The following is a 10,907-nucleotide window of genomic DNA, read 5'->3' on the forward strand; positions in this document are numbered from 1 at the left end:
CTCGGCGGTGCCGCCGGAGCGGCCGCTGGATTCGGTGCGGCCGGGGCTGCGGGCCCCGGCGGTCGTGGTGGTCCGGGTGGCTCTGGTGGCTCTATCGGTCAGGGCAGAGACTTTGTGGGCACGGGCTACCCGGGAGCCGGACCCTCCGGCGGAACGCCCGGTGGCGGGCAACCGCAGTACCCCGGATCCAGCCGACCGACCAATCATGGCGGATCCGCTTACGGCTCGGGGCCCGGACAAGGGCCGGGCTATGGTTCCGGGCGGATGCACGGACAGCCGCCTCAGCAGGCGACCGCACCTCCGATCAGCAACCCCAACGGCGGCATTCAGGCAGGCCCGGGCTCCCCGATGGCCGGCGCCGACTTCGGCCGTTCCGGCTTCGTCCAGCCCGGCACCCAGCCCGGTCAGGGACAGAGTCTGGTCGGACCGAGCGGTCCCGGCGGACCGCATGGTCAGGTCGCGCAGGGGCAGTGGGGCGACCGGTCCGGTCACGGCGGTCAGCTCAGGGGTCCCGACGGTCAGCCGGTACAGCCGGGCAGGCAGCCGCTGTCGCCGATGGGAAATCGGCGAGTGCAGTCCGGCGGCTGGGTCGTCTTCGGACTCGTCGCCTTGGCGGTCGCCGTCATGCCCCTCGGCCCGCTGGTCATCAGCGTCGTCGCGTTGATCTGGTCGGTGCTCGCCCGCACCGGCACACGTCTGGATCGGAAGGTTCAGCGGTACCGGTTCGACCGCGGAACGGATTCCGGTGGATTCTTCCGGGCGCTCGCCTCGGCGCCGGGAGCCGTGCTGGCGTCGATCCTGACCTCAGTGGCCTCGCTCATCCTGCCGGCGATCGCGGCTGCTGCCGCGCTCGTACTCACTCGACTCGACATCGCCGGGATCGTGCCCAGCGGTGCCTCCGAACAATGGTCGGTGTGGGCAGCCGGTGCCGCCGGTTCGCTCGTGTTGTGGGTCGGGCCGGGAGCCTCGAGTCTGCGTTTCGGGTCGCGGCTGCTCGTCTCGGGGGCCACTCGCAATCAGCTCGGCCGGCTCATCGCCCTGGCCGTGATCGCGCTGCTCATCATCCTGGCCGTCATGGTCATCCAGTCGGGGGCGGCCATGTCGTGGTGGCCGCTGACGACGAACCCCTTCGACTATCTGCCCGGACCGGTCTGAGCCGGCGGGGGAGTCTGCCTCCGATGTCGGGAGATCAGCGCCGCTGTGTCGAGGTAGTTGAACGTTGTAGTTGAACCTTGAATGTTTCTGGGAGTCGGCCACTCACCTGTTTCGGTACAGTGGTGCCGGCGGGTCGTGGTAGCCGTCCCGCACCGATCGGGCCTCAGGCCGCACCGATGTCAGACGATCCAACGTGAGGAACAATGGCGAAGAACAACTCCGCGGACGACAAGCGGAACCGCGCACGCGAGAACGCCCGCCAGATCGCGGCGAATCAGGCGAAGAAGGAGAAGACCGCCAAGACGATCCTGTACACCGGGATCGCAGTGGTCGTCGTCGCCGTGCTGGCCGTGGTCGGTGTGCTCGTTTTCCAGCAGAGCAAACCAGCTGTCAGCCCCACGAACTATGTTGCCGACGGAATCACCGTGGGCAAGGACAAAACGCTCGTGCAGCCGCTGAAGATGCCCGAAGGTGAGGAGTCGGATCTGCCGGCTCCGACCGATGAGGGTGCGAAGAAGGGGGCCGCCACAGTCACCGTCTACCTGGACTTCCAGTGCCCCGGCTGCAAGGCCTTCGAGGAAGGCAATGCAGACATGCTGCGCAAGCTCGCCAATGAGGGCTCGATCGTCGTCAACTACAAGCCGGTGTCGTTCCTCGACCGCATGTCCAGCGGAAACGAGTACTCGACTCGCGCCGCCAACCTCGCCGCCTGCGTCGTCGACAGCCAGCCCGAGGTCGCCGTCGATCTGTTTGACGCCCTCTTCGCTCAGCAGCCGGAGGAAGGCACCGAGGGCCGCTCCGATGAGGAGCTGCTCAAGGTGGCCGAAGATGCCGGTGTCGACACCTCGAAGAAGCTCAAGGCCGACCCTGAGCAGACCGTGAAGTCCTGCGTCACCGACCGGACCTTCGACAAGTTCGTCGAGCAGTCGAGCCAGACCGCTCTGGACGATGGCGTCGAAGCCACCCCGTGGGTGCTCATCAACGGCAAGCACACCGACAAGACCAGCGACTCGCAGGCCCTGGCCACCGAGATTCTCAAGGCCACCGGAGAGTTCAAGGGCTGATCGCCTGAGTCTCCCGGCCGTGCCACGTGAGTACCGGTGCTGAGTGAGAAGGCCGGATCCCGCCGAGGTGGGGTCCGGCCTTCTTCATACCCCGCGGGAGGGGTGTGGCCAGGATTGAGGTGGGAGCCGCCTCGGTGATGGCGTTCTGCGGGGCTCGTCCCCGCGGTTTTGTGGCCGGCCCGCATGGACTACTATCGTGTAGGCGCGCACGCTCGGTGCGCACCACGCCTCCTTAGCTCAGTTGGTAGAGCACCGCTCTTGTAAAGCGAAGGTCGTCAGTTCGAGTCTGACAGGGGGCTCCACCCGAAGAGGCCCCGCGCATCGCTGGAAACAGTGAGCGCGGGGCTTTTTCTGTGCTCATTAGAGGCCGACCGAGGGTTAATGATCAAAATGTGTGTACAGCGCAGGCGTGTCACGCCCACTGCGGTCACCGTGATCGGCCGCCCCATCCCTTCTGGATGCCGTCGTCCGGCCGCCCCATCCCTTCTGGATGCCGTCGTCCGGCCCGTGAGGCAGCAGCCGCCAGGCCTCAAGCTGCCCGCGAGTCGTTCCGTGAACCCCGCCCGCATTGGATTGTTGGGTCGATCCACGGTTGGTTTTCGCTGTCAAAAACACGTGGATCGACCCAACAATGCGCTTAAGAAGGGTGACGCAATCGAATTGGGTCGCCATCGGACATTTCCGTTGGCGAAAAGTATCCGATACTGACCTGAAGTCAGCCACCGGGCCAGTGCGAGCTCGGATTGCCCCGGCTAGCCCTGCCCGTCGCGTCTGAACACGAGCATGAGGGAGCGCATGCTCAGCACGAAGCCGCCGAAGAGCAGCACGAAGCCGAAGAACGAGTACAGGTGGATATCTTTCGTCAGCAGCGGACCCTCGTCGCTGGTGATGAGCATGATCGCTCCGACCACGGCGGCCCCGGCGAGGACGGCGACGATGAGCTGCTGGAACAGGCTGGTGAGGAAGCTGCGATCGGAGGGATTCTCGAGCACGCGCATGTTCATCGAGAACCGGCCCTGCTCGAGATCCTCGGTGATCTTGTTGATCCGGCGCGGCATGCGGTCGATCATCGGCATCAGCTGCAGCGCCCGACGCTGCAGCTCATCGGTGATCTTCGTGCCCTTGAGCTTCGACCGCACGAGTCTGTTGCCCTCTCGCCGGGACACGGCGACGACATCGAAGTTCGGGTCGATCGTCAGCAGCGCACCCTCCACCGTGGCCATCGCGCGGAAAGCTGCGCTGATCGGCGCCGGCACGGAGAAGCGGTGAGCGAGCACGAGATTGAACAGATCATCGAAGAGCTTCTGCCCCTGCGCCGCACGGATGCCGCCTCCGTAGCGCAGCAGCAGTTCGCCGACGGCGCGTTCGACGTCCCGATCGTCGAGCCCGTCGGGCCGTCCGAGGAGTTCGATGATGGCGTCGGTGGCCCCGGCGCTGTCGTTCTGGTCGATCGAATAGAGCATGAGACCCAGCGAGGTCTGGGTGCCCGGGTCGAGTCGGCCGACGGCACCGAAGTCGAGAAGCCCCAATTTCCCCTCGGGAGTGATGAAGATATTGCCGGCATGCAGATCGGCGTGGAAGATCCCGTCGCCGATGATCTGCTCGAGCGTGGCTCCCAGCAGCGTGGTCGCCAACCGGGAGCGTTCGGCATCGCTGAGCCCGGTCAGCAGCGCCCCTGCCCGAGAGACCGGCTGTCCGGGCAGCCGATCCATGACCAGCAGACGTTCGCCGCTCAGGCCCGGATAACCGTGAGGAACGGTGACATCGAACTTGCCCGACCGCGTGAGAGAGGCCTCGATGCTGGCCATATTGTCCAACTCGATCCGATAGTCGAGCTCCTCTTCGAGTGTGTTCGCGAACCCCGCGGCCAGCGACTTCACACCCAGATCCCGACCCCAGGTCGTGGTCTTGTTCAGCCAGGCCGCCAGTCGCAGGATGATGTCGAGATCCTGCGTGACCTGATTGAGCGCCTTCGGGCGCTGCACCTTGACGATGACCTCCGTGCCGTCGAGCAGGGTCGCCTCATGGACCTGCGCCACCGAGGCGGCCGCCAGCGGCGTGGAGCCGATCCGTGCGAACACCTCTCCGATCGGCCGACCGAGCCGCTCGGCGATGGCCGGTTCGATGACTGACCAGGGTTCGGGTGTGACCTCCGTCTGGAGGGTCTCGAGCTCACGGACGAACACCGGAGGGAGGATATCTCGGCGGGTCGAGAGCATCTGTCCGAGCTTGACGAAGGTCACCCCCGCCTCGGCGAGGGATTCCTTGAGCGCCCGCGCGGTCTTGACCTCGCGACCCGGCGAATCCCCGCCGAAGCCGCGCAGCTGGGAGCCGAGCCCGTGCCGCACGGCGATGGACACGACTTGGGCGTAGCGGCGGGCGCGGCGACGGCGGGACTTCCACCCGAAGAACAGCGACTGCGGGCTCGGCAGGGACCCGGTCGGGAAGGCCGCTTCGAGCATGACGAGGGCACCGACGCCCAGGGCGAAGATCCACCCGAGGGCGAGCACCATGAACAGCACCGCTACCCCGGGGGAGACGTCGAGGCCGGTGGTGTTCTGCCCGGTGCCGGCCCGGTAGAGGTATTGGACGGTCACGGCCACGACGGCGCTCATGACGAGGCCGACGGCCAAGGTGCGCGGCCAGCCGGTGGGAACTCCGACGACACGGCGGACCACGGTGGCGGCGAACCATGACTGGAGGAAGAGGAAGACGAGCGCGGCCAGGCTCACCAGCACGAATCCGCCGACGTCCAGCGCTTCCATCGATGACTCTCCTGATCCTGTCCGGCCCGTCAGCGTGGGGCTGTCGGGGCGAACATCGTCGAATCGGTCATCTCCAGCCTAGTCCGTGTGCGCTGGGTCAGTCCTAGTCCGTGTGCGCTGGTTCAGTGTGCGCGCGACGGGGCAGCCCTGAGTTGGCGGGTCAGTCCGTGCTCGTTGGTTCAGCCCGTACCTTGCGGGTCAGCCCGTACTCGGTGGGTCAAGGCGCCTCCGGCGGCCGGGCAGTCCGACCTGGCGGGCCCAGATGAGGATCCAGACCGCGCCGAGGAAGGCGAGCAGTCCCGGGAAGAGCACCCCGAATCGCAGGGTGGTCACGGTGATGATGAGGGACAGCAGCGTCGGCCCGCCGAGTTTGCCGCCGTTGTTGAAGATCGCCCAGATGCCGAGGAACCGGGGCCGTCCGACTGCGGGGGAGAGGTCCGCCCCGATAGTCATGTTCACACCCGCCCCGAGGCCGTTGCCGAAGGCCATGACCGCGGCGGCGATGACCATTCCGGCGAGATCCGGCTTCGCGACCATGATGACGAACCCGGTGCCGAAGATGGACAGGCAGGCGACGAGAGTCGCCACCCGGCCGAGGTGATCCTTGATGTACGCGCCGAGGAACATGACGATGAGTTCGAGTCCGGCGCCGAACGCGATGATAAGCGAGATCGAGGACTTGTGCAGCCCGATCTCGACGCCCCACAACTGGACGACGACCGGCTGGGCGGCGCGGGCCGCCGCAAGTGCGATGATCGTGACGCCGGTGAGGATCACCGACTTCCACCGCACGTCCAACGGCGGCCGACGGTCCTTTTTCTCCTTCTTCCGTCGCCGAGGATGGGCGGCGTCTCCGTGTGCGGCACCGGCCGCCTCGGCGAAGGCAGGATCGTCGTCGGGGGAGTGATCCTGATCGTCCGGACGGGAGGTCGGTGCCGCCTCGGCGCGGTGGGGGTGGTCGTCGAAACCGGGGATCTGCGCGATCGGCAGGGCCATGATCGCGATCGCAGCGACGGCGGTGAGACCGGAGAAGACGAACACGGACCAGATCGGGAAGACGAGCATGAGGCCCGCGCCGATCATCGGCCCGATGAGGTTGCCGACCCGCTGCGTGCCGCCGAGCGCGGTCATCGCCTTGGCGAGGTCGGCCGGCGGCATCACCTCGGCGGCGACGGCCTGACGGGCCAGGCTCCACACGTCGGAGACCGGGCCGAAGACCATGAGTGCGACCGTGTAGACGAGCAGCGAGTACGGCGAATCCCAGATGAAGGCGGCGACGATGGAACCGAGGACGATGATCGCTGCAGCTGTGGCCACGGTCATCGCCCGGAAATCACCAAGGCGGTCGATGAGGATCCCCGCCGGCACCGTGGCCATCAGGGACACGGCTCCCATGATGCCGACGATGGCGGCCGCGAACGCCTGCGTCGACCCCAGCGACAGCGCCCCGAGGACGAGGATCGGCATGATCGCACCCAGGCCGACGGCGAAGAGCGCGAACGGCACGAGCACCGGCCACATGATGGGTTTGAGCACATGACAAGTTTAGTTGAGGCCGGGGTGAGGCGTTCGCGGATGTGTCGGGTACCCTATCGGTCCGTCTCTGAAAGTGGCACGCTGGAGTCATGGTCTCTCAGAGCGTTGTCCCATTTCACAGTGTCGTCCCGCCCTATCTCCTCGATGCGATCGCCGAACGCGGCACCGAGCGATTCCCGAAGGCCGCGGCCGCGGCGGCCAGCTGTCGGATGTCAGATGAGAGCAGCCGGGACCTCCGCCTGGCTGGTCTGCGCTATACACCGCCGGCCGATCTCGGCAAGGAGGAATCGGCGCTCGCCGCCCTCGCCCCGGCAGGACTGCAGCGCCTCATCCACGATGCACAGAACACCGAGGTGCTGCCCGGCGAACTCGTCCGCTCCGAGGGCGAAGAACCCGTCGAGGATGAGCCGGTCAACGAAGCCTATGACGGGCTCGGCGCTTCGTATGCGCTGTTCTCCGAGGTGTTCGGACGCGATTCGCTCGACGGCGCGGGAATGCCGCTCATGGCCAGCGTCCACTACGGCAGGGACTACGACAACGCGTTCTTCGACGGCCGACTCATGGTCTTCGGCGACGGCGACGACGAAGTGTTCACCGGCTTCACCGGTTCGCTGTCGATCATCGGCCATGAACTCTCCCACGGCGTCATCAGCCACACCGCCGACCTCGAATACTTCGGCCAGCCGGGAGCACTCAACGAGCACTGCGCCGATGTCTTCGGCGCGCTCACCCAGCAGCACGACGCTGGACAGAGTGCCGAGGACGCCGACTGGCTCATCGGCGCCGGAATCTTCACCCCCGAAGTGACCGGCCGTGCCCTGCGGTCGATGATCGAACCCGGCACGGCCTACGACGATGACGTCCTCGGCAATGATCCGCAGCCGGCGCATATGGACGACTTCGTCACCACCGAGTCCGACAACGGCGGGGTCCACCTCAACTCCGGGATCCCGAATCGCGCCTTCGCGCTCGCCGCGACCAGCGTCGGCGGTCCGGCGTGGGAGAGCGTCGGGCAGGTCTGGTACTCGGTCCTCACCGGGTCCGAGATCACACAGCGCACCGATTTCGCGGAGTTCGCAGAACTCACCATCGCCGAGGCGGCCGACCAGTTCGGTGCCGGATCCGACGTTCACGATGCGATCGTCTCCGGGTGGGAAACCGTGGGCATCTCCCACGCAGGTTCGGCGCGGGGAAACCAGGGGAGCAGCTGGTGAACGATATCCCGGTCGGGGACTCGCGAGACGACGGTGACAACGGCTCCTCCGGTATGACGGGCGAGGGGTTCGGGCATCTGCTCGTCGAACGCTCGGGTGGGATCGGCGGGATGCTGCTCGTCTGGGATGTCGACATCGACGCGAGCTCTCGGCGGGATGACCTCGGGCCGCGCATCGCCGAACTTCCCTGGTCCGACAGCGGACAGAGCGATGATGAGCCGCAGAATAGTGGTTCGCCGCAGACGGCGGGCGCTGACCGGTTCGTCTACCTCATCGAAAGCCGGTTCGGGCGAGTGCGCTTCGGCGAGAGCCAGATGCCGCCGGAGTGGAAGCAGCTGGTCGACGACGTGCGGGAAGTCGCCGAACCGCAGAGGCGGCAACCCGGCTGACCCTTATGCTGGAGGTCATGACTGACACCAACCACGACCCGGGCAGCGACGCTCGGACGACGGCCGAGAAGAACGAACGCGACCTCGAATCGGGGGTCCACACCGACCTCAAGGAGTCGATGACGTACGGGTCGTACCTCGACCTCGACCGGCTCCTGAACGCCCAGCACCCCGTCAGCTCTCCCGAGCACCACGACGAGCTGCTCTTCATCATCCAGCACCAGACCACGGAACTGTGGTTCCGGCTCGTCATCCACGAACTCCTCGACGCCCGCCGACTCATCGCCGCCGATGAGCTGCAGACCGCGCTCAAGCGCATCGCCCGAGTCAAACACATTCAGAAGACCCTGACCGAGCAGTGGTCCGTGCTCGCCACGCTGACGCCGAGCGAATACGTCGGATTCCGCGACCAGCTCGGCCGTGCCTCCGGCTTCCAGTCCTGGCAGTACCGGGCCGTGGAATTTCTGCTCGGCAACAAGAATCGGGCCATGCTCCCGGTCTTCGACGGAGAACCCGAAGCACGTGCGGCGTTGGAACAGTACCTGGAGGAGTCGAGCATCTACGACGAGTTCCTCGCCTGCCTGGCCCGCCGCGGACTCCCGGTGCCGCAGCGACTCCTCGATCGGGACAAATCGGTTGCCCACACCTTCGATGAGGAACTGAGCGACGTCTTCCGCATCATCTACGAGAACCCGCAGAAATACTGGCAGGAATACGAGAGCTGCGAAGAGCTCGTCGACCTCGAGGAGAACTTCCAGCTCTGGCGCTACCGGCACATGCGCACGGTGTTGCGAATCATCGGCATGAAACGCGGAACCGGTGGTTCGAGCGGAGTCGGATTCCTGCAGAAGGCGCTCGATCTGACGTTCTTCCCCGAACTCTTCGATATCCGCACCGGCATCGAGAACGGCCCCGGCATCGGCGACAGGGGAGTCTGAGGTCCCGCTTCTCAGTCGAGCAGGAAGTCCCTCACCTGCGCGAAGTACGGCGAATCGGGGTCGATGACATCGGCATGGTGGGCCCCTGCCAGCTCGGTCAGAGCGGCGGGAAAGACTCGGGAGAATTCGACGTCGACGGTGGCATCGGCATCCCCATGGATCGCATGGACATCGACGCGTGCCGGGATGAGCGCCGCTCGCGATCTGGGGTCGTGCCGCAGGTAGGCGTCCAGATCGTCCTGCGGGCGCACGCCCATATAGTCGAGGACCGCTCCATCGCCGAGGTGGCCCTCGACTTCCCGGAACAGGTCCGTCACCGGGGCCAGCGGACGCAGGCGGATCCGCGGTCCCTCCTCGGGCTGATGTGAGGCCCAGGCGAGGACGAGGCAGCCACCGGCGGAGTGGCCGGAGACGATGAGATTCTGCCGCGCCCGTTCGCTGACACCCCAGTGCGGCAGTTCGGCGCACACCGAATCGATAGCTGCAGTGACATCGTCGAGCAGGAGCGGCTGACCGCCGAGTCGTCGATACTCGACGGAGGCCACGAGCGCTCCCGACTCGGCCAATGCCCGAGCCAGCGGTCGAGCATGAGCAAGATCAGTGCGGGGCCGGAAGTAGCCTCCGTGGACGAAGATCACCGTCGCCGAGGCGGCCGCTGGGTCACCATAGACCTCGACGAACTGCTCGGGGGAGTCCCCGTAGGCGTGCCGGAACGACGGAGCCGCCTCGGTGCCGGCAGCAGAGAGCTCGGGAATGCGCACGGACTCGATGCTCATCCTTCGGAATCCCGAGGCGAGTTCACCGCGCCAGCGTCGGCGTCGCCTGCGCGGGTTTCGCCGCGGTCGGTCCGGCCGGCAGCGTCGGCCTCGCCGTTCTCCCGGGCACGGTCGACTTCGCGCGAGCGTTCGACGAGGTCGCGGACGCGAGTGAGCTCCGCCAGCTTCGGGTCGAGGGTGTCGCCGGAGGACTGTCCGCGCAGTCGGCGACCGACCCATGGGGCCAGGTATTCGCGGGCCCACCGCGATTCCTCGCTCATCGCCTCGCGGATCGCCCGCGTCGGCCGGGCGGGAACACCGAAGCCCTCGACCGGCAGGGACCGACCGCTTTCCAGGGTGGCCAGAGCCTGCTCGGCGACGAGGTGGTGGCCCTTCGTCGACAGGTGGATGCGGTCGTCGGCCCACATCTCCGCAGCGTAGAGCGAACGCAGCCCCCACAGATCGACCATATGGCAGCCGTGCCGCTGCGCGATCGACCACAGGTGGGCGTTGTATATACCCACTCGAGGACGGACCGCGCGGATGAGCGGGGAGCTGAACTCGGTATCGAAGCCGTTGCACATGAGCACCTCGATGCCGGCCTCGCGCATGGCGATGACAGCACGTTCGAACTTCGCAGCCAGGGCATCGATATCGGCCTTCGGGCGCAGGCAGTCATTGCCCCCGCCGCACAGGCTCACCAGGTCCGGCTTCATCTCGAGCACCTGCGGTACCTGGTCATCGACGATGCGGTCGAGCAGACGGCCCCGGATGGCCAGATTGGCGTAGGACAGGTCGGGGCTGCCCACCGACGACTCGGTGAGCATGAGCGCGAGCCGGTCGGCCCAGCCGCGGTACCGGTCCTCGGCGCGCGGATCGGAATCCATCAGACCCTCACTGAACGAGTCTCCGATGGCGACGTAGGAGTTGATCGGCTCAAGCATCAGGGATCCTTCTCTCTTCGGACGACTCATTCAGTGCTCTTCGGGCGACTCACCCAGACTATACGCCGAGCCTGACACGGCCACCTCCGCCCCAGAACTACCTGACGGCGGCCCAGCTACCTCGCGCCAGGTTGCTGCGCCGCCGTC

8 protein-coding genes, 1 tRNA gene and 1 pseudogene are annotated in these 10,907 nt (G+C 66.5%); 6 read left to right on the top strand and 4 right to left on the bottom strand.

Annotated features, from left to right (window positions below):
* The 3 genes and pseudogenes from AC2W7L_RS17980 to AC2W7L_RS17990 all read left to right on the top strand — a co-directional run.
* Positions 1-1,155, top strand: a pseudogene (locus AC2W7L_RS17980) (serine/threonine protein kinase); the annotation flags it as partial.
* A gap of 203 nt (positions 1,156-1,358) precedes the next feature.
* On the top strand, positions 1,359-2,219 hold the full coding sequence (locus AC2W7L_RS17985) for a DsbA family protein (protein WP_486005553.1): 861 nt from the start codon (positions 1,359-1,361) through the stop codon (positions 2,217-2,219).
* 226 nt (positions 2,220-2,445) lie between these two features.
* Positions 2,446-2,521, top strand: a tRNA-Thr gene (locus AC2W7L_RS17990).
* Between the two features lie 450 nt (positions 2,522-2,971).
* On the opposite strand, the gene AC2W7L_RS17995 is transcribed toward AC2W7L_RS17990, so the two are convergent.
* Both AC2W7L_RS17995 and AC2W7L_RS18000 read right to left on the bottom strand, forming a co-directional pair.
* Entirely contained in the window at positions 2,972-4,984 is a 2,013-nt protein-coding gene (locus tag AC2W7L_RS17995; RefSeq protein ID WP_486005554.1) for an ABC1 kinase family protein, read from the bottom strand.
* 198 nt (positions 4,985-5,182) lie between these two features.
* Positions 5,183-6,520: an MFS transporter gene (locus AC2W7L_RS18000; protein WP_486005555.1), complete on the bottom strand. Its 1,338-nt coding sequence runs from the start codon at positions 6,518-6,520 to the stop codon at positions 5,183-5,185.
* Between the two features lie 89 nt (positions 6,521-6,609).
* Between AC2W7L_RS18000 and AC2W7L_RS18005 the strand changes: the two genes are divergently transcribed.
* Genes AC2W7L_RS18005 through AC2W7L_RS18015 form a run of 3 tightly spaced genes read left to right on the top strand, consistent with a single transcriptional unit; the run spans position 6,610 to position 9,061 of the window.
* Positions 6,610-7,734 (top strand): M4 family metallopeptidase, encoded by a 1,125-nt coding sequence (locus tag AC2W7L_RS18005; RefSeq protein ID WP_486005556.1) that lies wholly within the window; start codon positions 6,610-6,612, stop codon positions 7,732-7,734.
* A complete protein-coding gene (locus AC2W7L_RS18010; RefSeq protein ID WP_486005557.1) occupies positions 7,731-8,123 on the top strand; it encodes a protealysin inhibitor emfourin in 393 nt (130 codons plus the stop codon). Before AC2W7L_RS18005 ends, AC2W7L_RS18010 begins: the two co-directional genes overlap by 4 nt.
* Positions 8,124-8,140: 17 nt before the next feature.
* Complete coding sequence (locus AC2W7L_RS18015; RefSeq protein WP_486005558.1) at positions 8,141-9,061, top strand: tryptophan 2,3-dioxygenase; 921 nt, start codon at positions 8,141-8,143, stop codon at positions 9,059-9,061.
* A gap of 11 nt (positions 9,062-9,072) precedes the next feature.
* Here the strand turns inward: AC2W7L_RS18015 and AC2W7L_RS18020 are convergent, their stop codons facing one another.
* Together AC2W7L_RS18020 and AC2W7L_RS18025 are read right to left on the bottom strand one after the other, a co-directional pair.
* Positions 9,073-9,837: an alpha/beta hydrolase family protein gene (locus AC2W7L_RS18020; protein ID WP_486005559.1), complete on the bottom strand. Its 765-nt coding sequence runs from the start codon at positions 9,835-9,837 to the stop codon at positions 9,073-9,075.
* Positions 9,834-10,760 carry an SGNH/GDSL hydrolase family protein gene (locus AC2W7L_RS18025; protein ID WP_486005560.1) on the bottom strand — a complete coding sequence of 309 codons (927 nt, stop codon included), beginning with the start codon at positions 10,758-10,760 and terminating at the stop codon, positions 9,834-9,836. The genes AC2W7L_RS18020 and AC2W7L_RS18025 overlap by 4 nt, the downstream gene beginning before the upstream one ends.
* Positions 10,761-10,907 lie beyond the last annotated feature (147 nt).

This window comes from Brevibacterium sp. LAARM3_SD1 (assembly GCF_057364765.1).

Bases quoted from the DNA above. Each gene is read 5' to 3' on its own strand.
- AC2W7L_RS17985 (WP_486005553.1), top strand. From the start codon at position 1,359: ATGGCGAAGAACAACTCCGCGGACGACAAGCGGAACCGCGCACGCGAG.
- AC2W7L_RS17995 (WP_486005554.1), bottom strand. From the start codon at position 4,984: ATGGAAGCGCTGGACGTCGGCGGATTCGTGCTGGTGAGCCTGGCCGCG.
- AC2W7L_RS18005 (WP_486005556.1), top strand. From the start codon at position 6,610: ATGGTCTCTCAGAGCGTTGTCCCATTTCACAGTGTCGTCCCGCCCTAT.
- AC2W7L_RS18015 (WP_486005558.1), top strand. From the start codon at position 8,141: ATGACTGACACCAACCACGACCCGGGCAGCGACGCTCGGACGACGGCC.
- AC2W7L_RS18020 (WP_486005559.1), bottom strand. From the start codon at position 9,837: ATGAGCATCGAGTCCGTGCGCATTCCCGAGCTCTCTGCTGCCGGCACC.
- AC2W7L_RS18025 (WP_486005560.1), bottom strand. From the start codon at position 10,760: ATGCTTGAGCCGATCAACTCCTACGTCGCCATCGGAGACTCGTTCAGT.